Source organism: Paenibacillus canaveralius (assembly GCF_047238265.1).
Lineage (GTDB): Bacteria > Bacillota > Bacilli > Paenibacillales > NBRC-103111 > Paenibacillus_F.
This window is the reverse complement of the sequence record NZ_JBDFMM010000001.1, coordinates 3,762,784-3,781,082: the sequence shown is the minus strand read 5'-3', so window position 1 is coordinate 3,781,082 and position 18,299 is coordinate 3,762,784. Positions and strand designations below refer to the sequence as shown.

Below are 18,299 nucleotides of genomic sequence, written 5' to 3'. Positions count from 1 at the left end.
ATAAACGGCGGGCTGCTCATACGGATCTCTTAAACCCATTCAAGGGCTCAGGCCCTTGCCCTCATAGAACGACTTTAAAGAAAGCAGGTGGATGGAATGGCCATTCGCATGATAGTTAAAGAAGGAGACTCTGTGCTGCGGGAAACCGCCAAACAGGTAACGAAATTTAATTCCAACCTCCATAAGCTCCTCGACGATATGGCGGATACGATGTACGATGCGCCGGGCGTAGGCCTGGCCGCTCCGCAGGTAGGCATTCTCAAGCGCGTCATCGTGATGGACGTGGGAGACGAGAACGGACTGATCGAGATCGTTAACCCGGTCGTTGTCGAACAAAGCGGCGAGCAGATCGGACCGGAAGGCTGCCTGAGCATTCCCGGACTCGAAGGAGAGGTCAAGCGCCCCTTCAAAGTGAAGGTGAAAGGCCAGGACCGCAACGGCGAAGAGTTCGAGCTTGAAGGCGAAGAGCTGCTGGCCCGCTGCATCATGCACGAAGTGGATCACCTGAACGGTGTCCTGTTCACGGATCTGGCCATCCGTGTGTACCGCCCTGAACTCGAAGAGAAAGAGGACCGCTGACCGTGAAGCTGATTTTCATGGGCACTCCGGACTTCGCCGTTCCTTCCCTAAGGGCGCTTATCGAAGGCGGCTATGAAGTGGCTGCCGTCGTTACGCCGCCGGACCGTCCGAAAGGGCGCAAGCGTGTGCTGACACCGACTCCCGTCAAAGTGGAAGCCGAGAAGCACGGCATACCGGTGTTTCAGCCGGAAAAGCTGCGCACGTCCGACACGGTCGATGAAATCCGGAAAATCGCTCCGGATCTTATCGTGACGGCGGCTTACGGCCAAATTCTGCCTAAGGCGGTGCTGGACATTCCCCGTCTGGGCTGCATCAATATTCACGCTTCCCTTCTGCCGAAATACAGGGGGGGCGCTCCGATTCACCATGCGATCATACAGGGCGAGCAGGTGACGGGCGTTACCATCATGTACATGGCGGTAGGGCTGGATACGGGAGACATGATCAGCAAGGTTGAAGTTCCGATCGGGGACGACGATACGACCGGCACGATGTTCGACAAGCTCAGCCTCGCGGGTGCGGAGTCTGCTTAAGCGCACGCTGCCCGAACTGATTGCGGGAACGGCCCGGGCCGTTCCGCAGGATGATTCCCAAGCGATCTATTCGCCGAATATTAACCGGGAAGACGAGAAAATCGACTGGAACCGGTCTTCCAGGGATATCTGGAATCTGGTCCGCGGATTAAATCCTTTTCCGGGCGCTTATACAACCTGGAACGGGGAAATCCTGAAAGTATGGGTGTGCAAAAAGCCTGACGGCCCCGCGCCGGGAACGTCTGGATCGCCGGCTGCCGGACTTAAGCCCGGCACGGTTATCGAAGCGGGCGACGACGGAATCGAAGTGGCTACGGGCGACGGAAGCTTGAAGCTGCTGAATGTCCAGCCTGCCGGTAAGAAGGCCATGGATGCGGCTCAGCTTGTACGGGGCGGCGCCATGAAGCAAGGCGCCGTATTGGGCGAATAGCAAACGCGTGGCACGAGATGCGCAGGAATTTTCGGTAAACGGCCGACGGTTCCTGCGTTTTTCCGTAAACGAAACATAAGTGGCCGGCGGGCGATGATTCTAAAGCAGGAGTCTGCATACGTACGATTTTAATAAGCAAAGGATGTGTGGGAGTCCCGTGAAAAACAACGAGCCGGATAACCGGAAGGGACAAGCCGGAAGGAACAGCGGTCCGGCAAGCCGTAACCGGAACGACCGGAGAAACGGCCAGACGGCCAAACCGAAACGAGAGCATGTGAAAAAATCGGCGCGCGACGCCGCGCTCAGCGTGTTGACAGATGTAGAGGAAGCGGGATCGTACAGCAACCTCAAGCTGAATCAGATTCTGCGCGAAGCGGACCTTCCGCGGCCTGACGCCGCTCTGGCTACGGAAATTGTGTACGGAACGATCCAGAGACGGAATACAATCGACTATTATTTGGCGAAACTGGTGACCAAGGGGCTCGGTAAGCTTCAGCCCTGGGTGCGCAGTCTGCTGCGGATGAGCTTGTATCAGCTCCTGTATCTGGAGCGTGTGCCCGATCACGCGGTTGTCAGCGAGGCCGTTAACATCGCGAAGCGCCGGGGCCATCAGGGGATCTCCGGCATGGTCAACGGCGTGCTGCGCAGCGCGATCCGCCAGCGTGCGGAGCTGACGCTGCCGCAGGGGATGACGGACGCCGAGCGCATCTCGCTCGAGCATTCCCATCCCGAGTGGCTGGTCCGGCGCTGGATCAAGCAGTACGGCGCAGAAACCTGCGAGCGCATCTGCAGGGCGAACAACGAGCCGCCGTATGTCAGCATCCGCACGAATACGCGCCGCCGGGGCGCCGGGGCGCTGCTGGAAGAGCTACGGCTGGACGGGGTTGCCGCCGAGCCTTCGGCACTCGCGCCGGCCGGCATAGTCGTGTCCTCCGGCGGAAACATGGCGCTGGCGCCGGGATTTGGCCGGGGCGACTATTCCATACAGGACGAAAGCTCCATGCTCGTTGCCGAAGCGCTTCAGCCGGAGGCCGGCATGACTGTCCTGGACTGCTGCGCCGCCCCGGGCGGCAAAACGGCCCACATCGCGGAGAAGATGGACGACGCCGGCACGGTGTGGGCCTGCGACCTGCATCCTCACAAAAAGCGGCTGATCGACGAACAGGCCCAGAGGCTGGGCCTGAAATCGGTCCGCACCTTGGTGAAGGATGCGAGGGAGCTCCCCGGGGAGTTCGAGCCGGACTCGTTTGACCGCATCCTGCTTGACGCCCCCTGTTCGGGCTTCGGCGTTATCCGCCGGAAGCCTGACCTGAAATGGGGCAAGCGGGAGGAGGACATCGCCGGAATCGCGGCCGTCCAGCAGAGCATCCTGGAGGCTGTGCACGGCCTGCTGAAGCCCGGCGGTGTACTCGTCTACAGCACATGTACGATCGAGCGGACGGAGAACGAGGATGCGGTGGCCCGCTTCCTGGAGGCTCATCCCGAGTTTGTCCTTGATCCGATACCGACGGCCGGCTGGCCGGAATCCGCGCCCCTTGAACAGGCGGCAGCGGGCATGATCTCCATCATGCCGGACCGGTATGGAACGGACGGCTTCTTTATCGCCCGGATGCGCCGCAAAGCGTAAGCTCCGGTCAAAAGAACCCGCCATACGGAGGAGCGGCCCTTCCGGTTTTGCGGATGATCTCGGATTCATCGGGTGGAACGCCGAGCTTCGGCTCGGCTCCATACAGGGCTTCTTTTAAACGCCGTCCCTGCGCAATGCTTGATTCCCGCCGGCGCACTCTAGTGTGTTCATCCGCCTTTTATGATAAAATAGGAAGGATTCGGCTGAGCATCCCGTTTTTATATCTGGAAAATTAAGTTAGGTGTGATTACTGTGAAAAATAAAACCTTGCAAGTAGATAAACCCTTTGTATACGACTACAGTCTCGAAGACTGGAAGCAGTGGACCGAGGAGAACAAAGAGCCGGCCTTCCGTGCCGGACAAATTTTCGATTGGCTGTATGTGAAACGTGTCACGGACTTCGAGGAAATGACCAATTTGTCGAAGGCGCTCCGCGAGAAGCTGAAAGCCGGCTTTTCCTTCGTCACGCTGACCGAGATCGCCAAGCAGCAGTCGAAGGACGGAACGGTGAAGTTCCTGTTCGAACTGGCGGACAAGAACGCGATCGAGACCGTAATCATGAAGCACAGCTACGGCAACAGCGTATGTGTGACGACTCAGGTCGGCTGCCGGATCGGCTGTACGTTCTGCGCCTCCACGCTCGGCGGATTGAAGCGTGATTTGCGTGCGGGCGAAATCGTCGCCCAGATTGTCAAAGCGCAGCAGCTGCTCGATGCGACGGGAGAGCGCGTCAGCTCCATCGTTATTATGGGAATCGGCGAACCGTTCGAGAATTACGATGCGATGATGAAGTTTTTGAACATAATGATTCATCCGAAGGGTTTGAATATCGGGCAGCGCCACATCACCGTATCGACCAGCGGTATCGTGCCGAACATTTACCGGTTTGCGGACGAAGATACGCAGATCAATTTGGCGATTTCCATCCATGCGCCCAATGATGCGCTCCGTTCCAAGCTAATGCCGGTGAACCGCCGTTTCCCGTTTGCCGATCTGATCGAGTCGTGTAAATATTACATGGCCAAAACGGGCCGCCGCATCACGTTCGAGTACGCTTTGATGGGCAACGTGAACGACCAGGCCGAGCATGCCGAGGAACTCGCCGAAGTTCTGAAAGAACTGCCGATGTGCCACGTCAACCTGATTCCGGTCAATTACGTGCAGGAACGGGATTATGTGCGGACGACGCGCGACGATATTTTTAACTTCCAGCGCATTCTGGAACGCAACAAAATCAACGCGACCATACGCCGTGAGCAGGGCAGCGACATTGCCGCCGCCTGCGGACAGCTGCGGGCCAAGCATATGGAAGCGAAGTAACGGAGTGAAATGCGGATGAAAATGGTGAGTGTGACAGATACCGGGCGAGTCCGGTCCGTAAATGAAGACAGAGCCGTTATTCAGCATGACGTCGGTGGCTTTTCGCTGGCTATTGTGGCCGACGGAATGGGCGGTCATCAGGCGGGCGACGTCGCCAGTCAGATGACCATCGATATCATCCGGGAAGAACTCAAATCCCTGAGTTCCGCGATGACGGTAGAAGAATGCGAGCTTGCCGTGAAGGAAGCGATCCGTTCGACCAACCGCAAGGTATTCGAATACGCCTCCGCCAGGGAAGAGCTTCAGGGGATGGGCACGACGGTCGTCGTTCTCCTGGCATCCGGCCAACGGGCCATCCTCGGGCATATCGGTGACAGCCGCGCCTATAAAATCAACGGACCGTCTATTCTCCGTTTGACCGAGGATCATTCCCTGGTGAACGAACTTTTGAAAAACGGCCAGCTGACGCCCGACGAAGCCGAACGCCATCCGCGCCGCAACGTGCTTACCCGGGCGCTGGGAACGGAACCCGACGCGCAGCCTGACGTTCGGCATTTGAGTCTGGAAAGCGGAGATATCCTGCTTCTGTGCAGCGACGGACTGAGCGGAATGGTCGACGACCAGACGATCCTGTCGATCGTGCGCGGGGAAGCGGAACTGGAAGCTATCGCGCAGAGCTTGCTGCAAGCTGCCCTGGATGCGGGCGGAGACGACAACATCACGATCATTCTTGCATCGGGAGATCCCGGGCCCGTTTCGGGAGGGGATCCCGCATGATTGGAACGAAGCTGGGTGGCCGCTACGAAATTTTGGAACGCATTGGCGGCGGAGGAATGGCTCTCGTTTACAAAGGGCTGGATATTCTTCTACACCGCAAGGTCGCCGTCAAAATGCTCCGCCAGCAGTATGTGAACGACGAGGAGTTCATCCGCCGTTTCCGCCGGGAAGCCCAGGCGGCGGCATCGCTTTCCCATCCTAATGTGGTCAGCATTTACGACGTGGGGCAGGAAGGCGATCTCCATTACATCGTGATGGAGTATATCGAGGGAAAGACGCTGAACGAGATTATCAAGGAGCGGGCCCCGCTGCCCGTCGAGGAAGCCGTTCATTACGCGGCCCAAATTTGCGATGCTCTGGAGCATGCGCATCATAACGGCATTATTCATCGGGACATCAAACCTCATAATATTCTGATCGGAAAAAACGGCCGCGTTAAAGTGACGGATTTCGGAATTGCCCGCGCGGCCACTTCTTCGACGATCACCCAGACGGGTTCCGTCGTCGGCTCGGTTCATTATTTTTCGCCCGAGCATGCCAAAGGAACCAATACGGGAGAAAAATCCGATCTGTATTCGCTTGGGATCGTGATGTATCAAATGCTGACGGGCGAGCTTCCGTTTCACGGCGAAAGCCCGATCAGTGTGGCTTTGAAGCATCTGCAGGAAGACGTGGAGGATCCGAGGCGGATTAATCCAATGATTCCGCAAAGTCTGGAGAACATCATTCTCAAAGCGGTGCGCAAAAAGCCCGATGAGCGGTATCAGTCCGCCCGGGCCATGATGGAGGATCTGGAAACCTGCCTGCAGCCCGAACGCCGCAACGAGCCAAGAATAAGCTTCCATCACGATGATCATGACGATGACGAAAATACGCTTGTTCTGCCCGCCATCCGTCCCAATCAGCAGGTGCAAATATTCGATGACGAGGAGGATGAGGAGGAAGCGGCGGTCCCCGGCAAAACGGAAACCGTACCTTCCAAAACGTCTCAGCCGCCGAAGAAAAAGAAAAAGACGGGACTGTGGATCACGCTGCTCGTCCTGATCGCCCTGCTGCTGGCCGGCGCCATTTATTATGTGCAGGGGAAAGTCGTCGTTGCCGAAGTTCCTGTGCCTAACGTTAAAACGGATACCCTGCAGAAGGCTCAAGAGAAGCTGACCGCCGCCAAGCTCGGCTACGAAGTGGAGGAGGTCTCCGATCCGCAGCCCGCGGGTATCGTCATTGACCAGAATCCGCAGGCGGGAATGAAAGTCACGGAGCAGACGAAAGTCAAACTCAAGGTGAGCAAAGGACCCGCGTTGAAGAAAATGATTTCGGTGGTCAATCACAGTGTGGATGACGCTAAAGCACAGCTGGTGCAGGGGCTCGGTATCAAAGAGGATCAGATTACGGTCACGTTCCGCTATTCCGAAGACCAGGAAGCGAATACAGTACTGGAGCAAAACCCGCGCGAAGGCGAGGAACTGGATCCGGCCGCGGCTTCGGTCAAGCTGATCGCGAGCAAAGGCAAAGAAACGGTTAAGATGCCACCTCTTGTCGGCTTGTCCAAGGAAGAAGCTATCAGCCGGATTACGGTGAGCAAGTTAAAACTCGGAGCGGTCACGGAAGAGCCCAGCTATAAAGTGGCCAAAGGCAAAGTCATCAAACAGTTCCCTTACGAGCCGGATAACGACGTCCCGGTCGGCCAGGCCATCGGCTTGATCGTAAGCTCCGGCATGCCGCAGGAAGCGGGCCAAATGATCGTCAACGTGCCGCTCGTTCCTTCGCAGGAAGGCAAGAAATCCACGTTCAAGGTGCTTGTGAGCGACGCTCAGGGCGATACCCGCGAATACCGGACCGAGACCATTTCGACGCCGTCGGCAGTCGATGTCAAAGTGATCGTGGCACCGGATAAGAATGCCGTCATCACCGTCAAGGAAGACGACAAGGTCGTCAACGTGACGACGCGGACTTATCAGGATTTCTTGAATCAGCAGGCGGGCAGCCCGTCGCCTACGCCGACTCCCCAGCAGACCGGAGCACAGACTTCTATGCAGCAGAACGGGGGCTCCAAGCTTGTTTCCGGCGGCGGGGAAGATAAAGGTAAGGATAAGGGCAAAGATAAGGACAAAGACAAGGATAAACACAAAGATAAAGATGACTAAAACCCACATCGTGATTAAAAAAGGAGGACGAGGTCCGCAATGCCCCAAGGTTTGATCGTAAAAGCGCTCAGCGGGTACTACTATGTTCTTCCGGAGGGAAGCCGGCTCGGCTCCGATGCTCTCGTGCAGTGCAGGGCCAGAGGCGTTTTCAAGAAAAAAGGGATTTCGCCCCTGGTCGGCGACCGGGTGAAGTATGAAACAACAGAGAACGGCGAAGGAACGGTAACGGAAATCAATCCGCGCACATCCGAAATGATTCGTCCTCCCATCGCGAACGTGGACACGGCCATGCTCGTCTTCTCGGTTGTGGAGCCGGATCTGAACCTGAATCTGCTGGATAAGTTTCTCGTCCACATTGAGAATACGGGATTGCACGCGGCTATTTGCCTGACCAAAGCGGACCTGATTGATCTTCCGGAGGGCTCTTCCGAAGAGAGCGCCGCAGAAAGTGCGGAAGAAGGCGAAGCGCCCCAAAAAACGCTTCCGACCGCAGCGGAAGGTTCCGGACAACCGGCGATGCCCGGCTGGCTGACCGAGGCGGTTGAACTGTACCGCAGGATCGGTTACCCCGTCATGTTGACGAGTTCCCGGCAGGGCGAAGGCGTCACCCAGGTAGCCGAATACCTGGACGGCAAAATCAGCGTATTCGCCGGTCAGTCCGGCGTGGGCAAATCGTCCATGCTGAACGCGATCGTGGCGGGCCTGGAGCTTCAGACCAACGAGATCAGCCACCGGTTAGGCCGGGGGAAGCATACGACACGGCACGTGGAACTGATCCCGCTCGCCAAGGGCGGCTATGTCGCGGACACGCCGGGCTTTAGTCAGCTTGATTTTGTCGAGCTGGAAGCGGAAGACCTCGGGTCCTGCTTCCGCGAATTCCAGTCTTATGCCGAAACGTGCAAGTTCCGGGGCTGTCTGCATCTCCACGAGCCGGACTGCAAAGTCCGCGACGCCGTGGAGCGGGGAGAAGTCGCCGCAAGCCGTTACAAGCACTATTTGCAGTTTTTGCAGGAAATGAAAGAGAAAAAGAGGAGGTACTAAGATGCTGCGCATAGCTCCATCCATTCTGTCCGCCGACTTCGCCAAGCTTGGCGAAGAAATTCGCGAGGTAGAGAAAGCGGGCGCCGACTGGATACATGTCGACGTCATGGACGGCCACTTCGTACCGAATATTACGCTGGGGCCTCCCATCGTATCCGCGATCCGGCCGCATACGTCCCTGCCGCTCGATGTACACCTGATGATCGAGCGGCCTGAAAGATATATCGCCGACTTCGCGAAAGCGGGCGCAGATTTGATTTCCGTGCATGTGGAGACGTGTCCTCATCTTCACCGCACCCTGCATCAGATCAAGGAGCAGGGAGTGAAGGCGGGAGTCGTCCTGAATCCCGCAACGCCTTTGTCCGCGATCGAACACGTGCTCGAAGACTATCTGGATCTGGTTCTAATCATGACCGTTAACCCGGGCTTCGGAGGACAGTCTTTTATTCCCGGCATGCTTTCGAAGATCCGCGACCTTCGCGGCAAACTCCAAGAGCGCGGACTTAGCGGCGTGGAGATCGAGGTGGACGGCGGAATCAACGATAAGACCGCGCCGCTGGTCGCCGAAGCAGGCGCCACCATGGCGGTCGCAGGCAACGCGGTGTTCGGCCGGCCCGACCGCGCGGAAGCGATCCGTTTAATCCGCGAATCCGCGGGAAATTAAACTCTGCCTGATTGTCCGGCGGCCGCCGCAGAGCGGACGTGTCATAAATCCCCCGGCGGGGGCATACACTTGGTTACGAGAATTTAAGACATTCTTGTAACCTTTTTTTATGGGATCAAAAGGATGTCAGGGATGCCCACGCAGCAGGGGAATGAAAGCCGCGCATTCGTTTTCGGGGCAAGCACATTTTCGGGCCTGTGCGAATATACTGGAATCGATGAGAGCGGTTTGCCGGCAATCATGAAGGAGGGGTAGAGGATGAAATTCTACACAGTCAAACTGCCGAAATTTTTGGGCGGTTTCGTCAAGGCCGTACTTAACACGTTCAGTAAAAATTAATAGCTGCAGCCGTTGCGCCTGTTAAAAGGCACGAAAAAAAGCACCCGTTACGGTGCTTTTTGTCTTTTCGTTAAGCGGTAATTATACGCGCTCCACTTTGCCGGATTTCAGGGCACGGGTGCTGACGTAAACGCGCTTCGGTTTGCCGTCCACCAGGATGCGTACTTTTTGTACGTTAACGCCCCATGTACGCTTGTTTTTGTTGTTCGCGTGGGAAACATGGTTTCCGGACTTCGGGGATTTGCCAGTAATATAGCATTTGCGAGACATGAATGACACCTCCTTATAAGTATACGAAACTGCCAGCATGGTAAGCCTAAACCTAGCGCACAGCAAGGCAGCTTTTGTTAGCATGTGGCTCGTCGGCCTGTTTAAGTTCAGGGCATCGGTTTGCTTCGTTCTACCGCATTCAATAAACACACTTAAATATAATAGCACAGCGAAAAAGAGATAGTCAACGAATAGGCGCCATTTTTGTCATTTATTTATTCCATAGGTTATAGTACAATGAGGATTAGTCCTATTGACCCTTTTTGAAGGAGTTGGTATTTTCATGCCAATCGAGGTAAGCAACGAACTAGGTAAAATTCATGTTACCGACGAAGTAATCGCCGTACTTGCGGGTTCCGCCGCATTGGATTGTTACGGGCTGGTCGGTATGGCTTCACGCAAACAGTTAAAAGATGGTATCGCAGAATTGCTCGGACGGGATAATCTGGGACGGGGCGTGGAAGTCCGCCGCGAACAGGATCGCGTAGAGATTGATCTATACATTATTGTAAGTTACGGAACCAAAATATCCGTAGTGGCGCACAATGTCCAGACAAAAGTGAAGTATGTATTAAATGAAGTAGTCGGCCTGCATGTCGATGAAGTTCACATATTCGTTCAAGGGGTTAGGGTATCCCGGTAATCAGGAAGGAGAATACCATTGAGTAAGCGCTTTAACACAATAAATGGAAATGATTTTATGCAGATGGTGTTTGCTGGAGCTGACAACCTTCGCAGAAATGTGGACCGGGTGAACGGGTTGAACGTTTTCCCCGTCCCTGACGGAGATACCGGAACGAATATGAACCTGACGCTTACGTCGGGCGTAGAGGAACTGAAACGCAAGCCGTCCGCACATATCGGGAAGGCGGCGGAAGCTTTGTCCAAGGGACTGCTCATGGGCGCCCGGGGTAATTCCGGCGTGATTTTGTCCCAGCTTTTCAGAGGCTTCGCCAAGTATACGCACGATATGGAATCGATCGATGTGCAGCAGTTTGCGGCGGCTTTGCAGCAGGGTGTGGACACCGCTTATAAAGCGGTCGTCAAGCCCGTGGAAGGCACCGTGCTGACCGTGTCCAAGGAAGCGGCGAAGCATGCCGTTGCCTCGGCAAGACGCTGTGCGGACGTCACGGAGCTCGTGGAAGAGGTGCTGAAGCAGGCGACCGAAACCTTGTCCAAAACGCCGGACATGCTTCCCGTCCTCAAACAGGTAGGCGTAGTCGACGCGGGCGGGCAAGGCCTGGTCTGCATTTACGAAGGATTCGTTTCCGCACTGAACGGTGTACAGCAGGAGGACACGTCCTCCTTTATCGTTGCGGACGCGCCCGTCTTGGGACAGGCGGCCAAGGACAAGGACATTGCAACGCTCCAGCTCGCTCCCGAGGCCCATCACATGGACCGCACGAGCCCCGCGCAGCTTCATATGTCTACGGATGATATCGAATTCGGCTACTGCACCGAGTTTTTGCTGAAAGTCGTTCCCGGCAAGACGAAAGGGATCGAATTCAACGAAATTAATTTCCGCAGCCAACTGGGCAAGCATGGGGATTCGCTGCTTGTCGTTGCGGACGACGAGCTTGTCAAAGTTCACATTCACGCGGAATATCCCGGACAAGTCATGAACCTTGCGATGGAATACGGAGATCTGACCCGGATCAAAATCGAGAACATGCGCGATCAGCATTCGCATATCCTGGAAGAAGCGGCTGAAGTCTACGAGCGTGCCGCCGAAGAGGAAGCGCAGCGCTCCGTTGTGCCGGCCGCCAGAGAAATGAAGCCGTACGGGTTCGTAGCCGTCGCTTTGGGCCAAGGCATCACGGAAATCTTCACAAGCGTCGGCGTGGATGTCGTTTTGTCCGGCGGGCAGACGATGAATCCGAGTACGGAAGACGTGGTGAAGGCGATTGGGCAAATCGATGCGGAAACCGTGTTTATTCTGCCCAATAACTCCAATATCATCATGGCCGCGAAGCAGGCGAAAGACCTCGTGGAAGACAAGCGGATTGTCGTCATTCCGACGAAGTCGATTCCGCAGGGGCTTGCTTCCATCCTGGCGTTCCAGGAGAAAGCCGCTCCCGACGTCAACGAACAAACCATGAACGAGGCGATCCAAGGCGTTCGTTCCGGCCAGGTTACCTTTGCGGTTCGCGATACGTCCATCGACGGCATCGAGATCAAAGAGGGCCATTTTATCGGCATTGAGGACGGAAAAATCGTCGTATCCGAACCGGAGCTTGTCGAAGCGAGCCGGAAGCTTCTGGATCATATGATCCGAGAAGCCGAAATCGTGACGATTCTGACGGGCGAAGATGCCAGCGACGAGCAGACGGAGCAGCTTACCGCCTATATCGAAGACCGGTATCCGAACGTGGAGATCGAGCTTCATCCGGGCGGACAGCCGCTGTACGCCTATATATTTTCCGTAGAGTAAGAGAGGGGTTTGCATATGAGCCGTGTTCGTATTGTAACGGACAGCACGTCGGATATTCCGGAAGCTACCCGTGAAAAACTCGGTATTGAAATGGTTCCGCTCAAAATCCACCTCGACGGAGAAACTTATCTGGATGCGGTTACCCTGGATGCGGAGCAGTTTTATCATAAGCTGGTCGCCGCTCACAGTATGCCGACAACCTCTCAGCCTTCGCCCGCGGAATTTCTCGCCCTTTATGAGAAACTGCTGGCCGAGGATCCCGAGGTTCAAATTTTATCGATCCATCTGTCATCGGCCATGAGCGGGACTTACCAGTCCGCCCTGCTGGCCAAATCGATGCTGGATGAGGAAGACCGGGTACAAGTGATCGATTCCAAAACCGCGTGTTACGGAATCGGCGCCCTTGTCGTAGCCGCCGCGGAAGCGGCCCGGGAAGGCAAAAGTCTGGAAGAATGCGTGGAGATCGTGCGGAAAATCCGCGAATCCTTCGTCATTTACTTCCTCGTCGATACGCTCGAATATTTGCAAAAAGGGGGCAGAATCGGCAAAGCGTCCGCTTTGATCGGTTCCCTGCTCAACATTAAGCCGATTCTGTCCGTAGATCCCGAAGGAGAAATCGCTTCGGTGGATAAAGTACGCGGGCAGAAGAAGGCAATGGCCCGGATTATCGAAATGATGCGGCGGGACATTCCCGGCGGAGAAATTCATATCAGCGTGGCACACGCGAACAACACGGAAGCGGCGGAAGAGCTGTACCGCCTTATCGAGCAGAACTTCACGATCAAGAGCATGCAGTACATTACCATCGGTCCGGTTATCGGAACCCACGCGGGACCGGGAACCGTAGCCGCATTCGTGAGTCCGGCCTGACATGGATCTTAACGAAATTCCGGTTACCGAAGTCCGCGGAATCGGCGGACAGAAGGCCGAGGAACTGCAGGCGCTTGGCATTACCCGTGTTGCTCATCTGCTCGAGTACTATCCGTTCCGCTATGAAGATTACTCCATCCGCGATCTGACCCAGGTCAAGGACGGAGAGAAAATTACCGTGCAGGGCAAGATTATGTCCGAGCCTGTCCTGCAAAGGTACGGCCGCAAAAACAGACTCAGACTGCAAAGTGGTCATTGACCACTTTTTTGTTACCGCCGTCTGGTTTAACCGCCCGTTCCTGAAAGACCAGCTCGTTCCGGGACGGGAAATCGTCCTGACGGGCAAATGGGACCAGCGCCGTCATCAGATGACGGTTACGGATTCCGAATTTCCCGATAAGGGAACTTCCAAGACCGGCACTTTGCAGCCGGTCTATTCCGTTGGAGGCTCCCTTACCCAGCATTTTATGCGCAAGGCGACGGCTCAGGCGCTTACCCAGTACGGGGCCATGGTAAGGGAGATCGTCCCGGCGGAACTGCTGCGCAAATACCGCCTGCTGCCCCGCAGAAGGGCGATGGAGATCATTCACCGTCCCCAGGGGACGGAGGACGGTAACGAGGCCCGCCGCCGTATGGTGTACGAGGAGCTGTTCCTGTTCCAGCTCAAAATGCATGCCTTCCGGGCCATCACGCGCAGCCGCGCCGACGGGCTTGCCCAGCAGGTGGACCTGCCGAAGGTGCGTGCCTTCGTGCGCGGCCTGCCGTTCACGCTGACGCCCTCGCAGAAGAAGGTCATCGCGGAGATCCTGCAGGACATGCAGGAGCCTTACACGATGAACCGGCTGCTTCAGGGCGATGTCGGAGCGGGCAAGACCGTCGTCGCCGCGGCGGCGCTCTACGCGACCGTAACGGCCGGCTGCCAGGGCGCTCTGATGGTGCCTACGGAGATCCTCGCCGAACAGCATAACCGCTCGCTGACGGCGATGTTCGAGCCCTACGGGCTGCAGGTCGCCCTGCTTACCGGCAGCACGACCGCCCGCCAGCGGCGGGAGCTTCTCGCGTCGCTGCAGATGGGCATGCTCGACATTCTGGTCGGCACGCATGCCCTTATCCAGGAAGACGTCTTCTTCCGCAAGCTGGGTCTTGTCGTCACCGACGAGCAGCACCGGTTCGGGGTCAACCAGCGCAGCATTCTGCGGCGCAAGGGGATGAACCCCGACGTGCTGACGATGACGGCGACGCCGATTCCCCGGACGCTGGCGATTACGGCGTTCGGCGATCTTGACGTCTCGACGCTCCGGGAGCTTCCGAAGGGCCGCAAACCCATCAAAACGTACTGGGTGCGGCACGAAATGTTCGACCGGGTGCTCGGCTTTATCCGCCGGGAAGCGGATGAAGGCCGCCAGGCTTACGTGATCTGCCCGCTGATCGAGGAATCGGAGAAGCTGGACGTGCAGAACGCGATAGACGTGCACATTCAGCTTCAGCAGGCGTTCCCCGATTTGAAGGTCGGTCTGCTGCACGGGCGGATGGCCGCGGCCGAGAAAGACGAGATCATGCGCCGGTTCAAAGAGGGCGAGATTCACACGCTCGTATCCACAACGGTTATCGAGGTCGGTGTGGACGTGCCGAACGCGACACTCATGGTCGTATACGACGCGGACCGCTTCGGCTTGTCGCAGCTGCATCAGCTGCGGGGCCGGGTCGGGCGCGGGGAGCACCAGTCGTTCTGCGTCCTGATCGCCGATCCGAAAACCGAGGTCGGCAAGGAACGGATGCAGGCGATGACAGATACGACGGACGGTTTCGAAATCGCCCGGCGAGATCTGGAGCTTCGCGGACCCGGAGATTTTTTCGGCACGAAGCAGAGCGGCCTGCCCGACTTCCGGATCGCCGACATGATGGTCGATTTCGAAACGATGGAGCTGGCCCGGGACGATGCCGCCGAGCTTGTGGCGCGGCAGGAGTTCTGGACGGCTGCGGAGTATATTCCGCTTCGTGACTTTCTCCAGCGGGAGCTTATTTTCGACGGGGATGTCATGGACTGAGGAATGGCACAGACAGACAACAACCGACCGGCGCTGCCGGCCGGTTTTTTTGTGCGCCACACGCGAAACTTGCAGCGCTCGCTGCTCGGCCTCACATAAGGGCGGTAAACCACGCAGGGGTTCCCGGCGCGCCAGTGCTTGGCGTCACAAGGGTTGACGCCATTCCAGGGACTCGACCGCCTCCCCGCGCATTGGAGCGGCGCGCTTAGGTTTCGCGCCGTAGTCGAGTCGTTTCTTTCCTGCGCGGGGCGGCCCGTGTTTTTGCGGACCGGATCCGGTAATTCCGATGAATCGCCGTTCGGGATAAAACTTGAGCGTGAATGGGATCCTGCCGCAGGACGGGCCGTAAGCTTTTCCACACGTAAAATCTAGGCACATCCGGGCATCCGCCGACATATGTTAGCAGGGATGGATAACGGGGAGGTGTTCAAGTGAGCTATCAGCAATATGGAATCGATCCGGCTCTGGTCGAACGCGTGAAATGGAAAATGAAAAACCCGGAAATTAAAGAACGCATTAAGAGGCTTCTCGAAGGGGTCACGAAATACGATCTGCAAAACCGGCAGAAGGTCGCCGTTTTCGTCGCCCAGTTTTCCAAAGTGCTGGGTGAACCGCTTACTCAGTCTCAGTCGTCGTCTCTGATTGATTTTGTCATCGCCCAAAAAATCGACCCCAACAATACGTTCCATTTATTAAAGCTGTGGGGGATGTTCCGTTAAAAAAGTCCGGCGAGTCCCGAAGATGACAGGCACGAAAGGTTCCGTTATTTTTCGTGCTCATCTACAAAAAAACCGTCTATTCTTCGATAAAGAAGAGAGACGGTTTTTTGCTTTTTTGTTCGTTGCGGCAGATTTGTCCGAAAAGGGTTCTGTTTATTCCCGGATAGTCGGAACGGATATTTCCTGTTTTACTAGAATCCGCCGTAACGGGATTTTTAATTGCTGATTCTGAGAATATCGTCATAAGCGAGCCGGCGCACATCGCCCGGCACTTCAAGATGGATTTCCTGCTTCAGAGCGTCGATGCGGCGGACGATCCCGGTTATTTCCTCGTCCTCGAAAGGGCCGAATACCGTCACGGTCAGCATCCGTCCCGTTGCTTTGGCCTGGGCCAGCAGGCTGCCGATGCGCTGGCGCTCTTCGTCTTCCAGAGACGGATGAGCCCGGCGGTTCAGTTCCCGCTGATGGCGCAGGTAGGCTTCCTTATGCTCGGGCAGCATCATGCGGGACGATTCGTACAAGCCGTTTCCTTGAAGTTTCTTGCCTGTTTTGGAACCCGCCGAGGAAGATTTCACTTGTAATGACCTCCGATCTTATGGGATCTGTCTTTGGCCTGGCCGGCCGGTGTGGCGGAAACCGCGCGCATGATGGCGGTGCTTCCGAACCGCTGCCGGATCGTATCCGTCGTCCGCTCCAGAGCGATTTTGCGCTCCTCGTCTCCGAACATGAGCAGCTGGTATTGATCATCGGGCACGAGGTCTCCGAGCGTGACCCCGACCTTGCGTACGGGAAGGCCGTCCCAATGCTTGCGGAACAGCAGCTGCGCCGTCTCGTAGACCGTATCGGTGAGCTGCGTGGGGTCCGGGAGTTTCATTTGGCGGTAAAAACCGCTGGGATGGTCGTAATCCGCTCCCTGACAGCCGACGGATACGACCTGGCCCTTGCGGCCTTTGGCCCGGCAGCGCTGGCATACCAGCTCGGAGAGCTCAAGCAGCACGACTTTGATTTCTTCGGCCGTCGCATAGTCGCGGGGCAGTGTCATCTGATGGCCGACGGCCTTCTGCCCCTCGTGAGTCTGAGGAGTCACCGGAGAAGGATCGATGCCGTTGGCTACCCGCCAGATGACTTCTCCGTTAATTCCCCAGCGGGCGCGAAGCCGGGCCAGAGGGGTTCTGGCCAGGTCGCCGACGGTAAGGATGCCCATACGGTTAAGATGCCGGGTCATCCGGGACCCGATCAGATACGTTTTGCTGACGGGTAGCTCCCAAAGGCTCCCAATTTCGTTTTTGGGCAGAGTGAAGATGCCCTCCCGGTTTTTCTTGGCGAAATTGTCGCAGGCCATTTTGGCGAGCACTTTGTTCTCGCTGATGCCCACCCGAGTCCATACGCCGGTTTCCTGCAGCACTTTGTGCTGGATGTCTCTGGCGATTTCGACGGGGGTGCCGAAGAGATGCAGGCTGCCCGTGACATCGAGGTACTGTTCGTCGATGCTGAACGGCTCCACGAGATCGGTGTATGTCTGCAGAATGGCCGTAATCTGCATGGAGACTTTGATGTACTCTTCCATGCGGGGACGGATGACTACGGCATCGGGGCATTTCCGGAGGGCCTCGCCGAGCCTTTCGGCCGTCGTGACGCCATGCGCTTTAGCGAGGGGACAGGCGGCCAGAATAATGCCCGAACGACGGGCGGGATCGCCCGCTACGACGACAGGCTTATCGCGGTATTCGGGATGAGCGGCTTTTTCCACGGATGCATAAAATGACTGGCAGTCCGCCAGCATGATTACACGTTTGCCTTGCTCAGGGAAGGCGGTCATCGGTAACACCTGCCATTTTTGTCGGAATGATAACATGCATTGAGATAAGGGAACTTACGTTCGTGTCTATAAATAAACCATACACGAACATTCATTCGCTTAACAACCGGTAATGTTTGCCTGCCCGGTGTTTTCGGTGCCGGATCCGGCGGCAGAATCCAGGTACGTCCCCAGCGTGGTAACGATTTCCGCGCGGATCAGCCGCCACAGTAAAGAAAACCGGTGGTGATAACCGCGGCATATGTAAGCAACGCTCAAACCATCCGTCGTGCGCCTTTGCTCGTAAATCCGGATGCCCCGCCCGCGGAACTGTTTGCGTAAAAAAGCCATGTCGGCCGTGACGCGATCCTGGATCAGGCGAAGATGGCCGATCAGCGGCTCGGGAAGTTTGCCGGAGCTTTCCAGCAGCAAAATGTTCTTTTCCAGTACGTCCAGCAGAACCGGAAGCAGCACATACCGCTTAACGAGCATGGAATCGTCACGGGTTTGCAAAGGCGGCTGCATGATGTCTCACTCCTCAGGTATGGAAACGTATGTTCTTATGTAGTATATTCAGAATAACGAACATATATTCGATTTTCAAGAAGAGAATTATTTGGCATTTTTGTGTGGAATTCGCCAGTTCAGTACTCCTTTTGCGTGTAGCCGTAAAAAAAGAGATCATGGTACAATAAAAAGAGCAACATGC

The 18,299-nt window shown here is 56.4% G+C and carries 16 protein-coding genes and 2 pseudogenes; 14 read left to right on the top strand and 4 right to left on the bottom strand.

The genetic code is table 11. From position 1 onward, the window contains the following. The first annotated feature begins 96 nt into the window (after positions 1 to 96). The 9 genes and pseudogenes from def to spoVM all read left to right on the top strand — a co-directional run bounded on the left by def (position 97) and on the right by spoVM (position 9,454). Positions 97 to 579, top strand: coding sequence for a peptide deformylase (gene def / locus ABC395_RS17025; protein WP_103993745.1), 483 nt, complete (start codon positions 97 to 99; stop codon positions 577 to 579). Positions 580 to 581: 2 nt separating this feature from the next. After that, positions 582 to 1,542 (top strand): annotated as a pseudogene (fmt, locus tag ABC395_RS17020) (methionyl-tRNA formyltransferase). 142 nt (positions 1,543 to 1,684) lie between these two features. Further along, positions 1,685 to 3,169, top strand: coding sequence for a 16S rRNA (cytosine(967)-C(5))-methyltransferase RsmB (gene rsmB / locus ABC395_RS17015; RefSeq protein ID WP_413004903.1), 1,485 nt, complete (start codon positions 1,685 to 1,687; stop codon positions 3,167 to 3,169). Between the two features lie 252 nt (positions 3,170 to 3,421). Next, positions 3,422 to 4,489, top strand: coding sequence for a dual-specificity RNA methyltransferase RlmN (gene rlmN, locus ABC395_RS17010; protein ID WP_372007836.1), 1,068 nt, complete (start codon positions 3,422 to 3,424; stop codon positions 4,487 to 4,489). 15 nt (positions 4,490 to 4,504) lie between these two features. After that, positions 4,505 to 5,266, top strand: coding sequence for a Stp1/IreP family PP2C-type Ser/Thr phosphatase (locus ABC395_RS17005; RefSeq protein ID WP_413004901.1), 762 nt, complete (start codon positions 4,505 to 4,507; stop codon positions 5,264 to 5,266). Then, positions 5,263 to 7,410 (top strand): Stk1 family PASTA domain-containing Ser/Thr kinase, encoded by a 2,148-nt coding sequence (gene pknB / locus ABC395_RS17000; protein WP_413004899.1) that lies wholly within the window; start codon positions 5,263 to 5,265, stop codon positions 7,408 to 7,410. The genes ABC395_RS17005 and pknB overlap by 4 nt, the downstream gene beginning before the upstream one ends. A gap of 39 nt (positions 7,411 to 7,449) precedes the next feature. Further along, on the top strand, positions 7,450 to 8,451 hold the full coding sequence (rsgA, locus tag ABC395_RS16995; protein ID WP_413004898.1) for a ribosome small subunit-dependent GTPase A: 1,002 nt from the start codon (positions 7,450 to 7,452) through the stop codon (positions 8,449 to 8,451). Position 8,452: 1 nt separating this feature from the next. Continuing rightward, positions 8,453 to 9,115 carry a ribulose-phosphate 3-epimerase gene (gene rpe / locus ABC395_RS16990; protein ID WP_413004896.1) on the top strand — a complete coding sequence of 221 codons (663 nt, stop codon included), beginning with the start codon at positions 8,453 to 8,455 and terminating at the stop codon, positions 9,113 to 9,115. A 258-nt stretch (positions 9,116 to 9,373) separates the two neighbouring features. Next, positions 9,374 to 9,454, top strand: coding sequence for a stage V sporulation protein SpoVM (gene spoVM, locus ABC395_RS16985; protein WP_036739476.1), 81 nt, complete (start codon positions 9,374 to 9,376; stop codon positions 9,452 to 9,454). 81 nt (positions 9,455 to 9,535) lie between these two features. On the opposite strand, the gene rpmB is transcribed toward spoVM, so the two are convergent. Beyond that, on the bottom strand, positions 9,536 to 9,724 hold the full coding sequence (gene rpmB, locus ABC395_RS16980; protein WP_009672666.1) for a 50S ribosomal protein L28: 189 nt from the start codon (positions 9,722 to 9,724) through the stop codon (positions 9,536 to 9,538). Positions 9,725 to 10,007: 283 nt separating this feature from the next. Between rpmB and ABC395_RS16975 the strand changes: the two genes are divergently transcribed. From ABC395_RS16975 to ABC395_RS16955, 5 genes and pseudogenes are all read left to right on the top strand, one after another. Further along, positions 10,008 to 10,367 (top strand): Asp23/Gls24 family envelope stress response protein, encoded by a 360-nt coding sequence (locus ABC395_RS16975; RefSeq protein ID WP_009672588.1) that lies wholly within the window; start codon positions 10,008 to 10,010, stop codon positions 10,365 to 10,367. Positions 10,368 to 10,385: 18 nt separating this feature from the next. Next, a complete protein-coding gene (locus ABC395_RS16970; protein ID WP_413004893.1) occupies positions 10,386 to 12,155 on the top strand; it encodes a DAK2 domain-containing protein in 1,770 nt (589 codons plus the stop codon). A gap of 15 nt (positions 12,156 to 12,170) precedes the next feature. Beyond that, a complete protein-coding gene (locus ABC395_RS16965) occupies positions 12,171 to 13,025 on the top strand; it encodes a DegV family protein (RefSeq protein ID WP_103993754.1) in 855 nt (284 codons plus the stop codon). Position 13,026: 1 nt separating this feature from the next. Then, positions 13,027 to 15,073, top strand: a pseudogene (gene recG, locus ABC395_RS16960) (ATP-dependent DNA helicase RecG). Positions 15,074 to 15,504: 431 nt separating this feature from the next. Further along, positions 15,505 to 15,792, top strand: a complete 288-nt coding sequence (locus tag ABC395_RS16955) for a stage VI sporulation protein F (protein ID WP_413004891.1) — start codon at positions 15,505 to 15,507, stop codon at positions 15,790 to 15,792. A gap of 215 nt (positions 15,793 to 16,007) precedes the next feature. Here the strand turns inward: ABC395_RS16955 and ABC395_RS16950 are convergent, their stop codons facing one another. The 3 genes from ABC395_RS16950 to ABC395_RS16940 all read right to left on the bottom strand — a co-directional run bounded on the left by ABC395_RS16950 (position 16,008) and on the right by ABC395_RS16940 (position 18,115). Next, positions 16,008 to 16,367 carry a YolD-like family protein gene (locus ABC395_RS16950; protein ID WP_413004890.1) on the bottom strand — a complete coding sequence of 120 codons (360 nt, stop codon included), beginning with the start codon at positions 16,365 to 16,367 and terminating at the stop codon, positions 16,008 to 16,010. Next, positions 16,364 to 17,611 carry a DNA polymerase IV gene (locus ABC395_RS16945; protein WP_413004888.1) on the bottom strand — a complete coding sequence of 416 codons (1,248 nt, stop codon included), beginning with the start codon at positions 17,609 to 17,611 and terminating at the stop codon, positions 16,364 to 16,366. Before ABC395_RS16945 ends, ABC395_RS16950 begins: the two co-directional genes overlap by 4 nt. 99 nt (positions 17,612 to 17,710) lie before the next feature. Continuing rightward, positions 17,711 to 18,115 (bottom strand): YhjD family protein, encoded by a 405-nt coding sequence (locus ABC395_RS16940; RefSeq protein ID WP_413004886.1) that lies wholly within the window; start codon positions 18,113 to 18,115, stop codon positions 17,711 to 17,713. Positions 18,116 to 18,299: the final 184 nt, after the last annotated feature.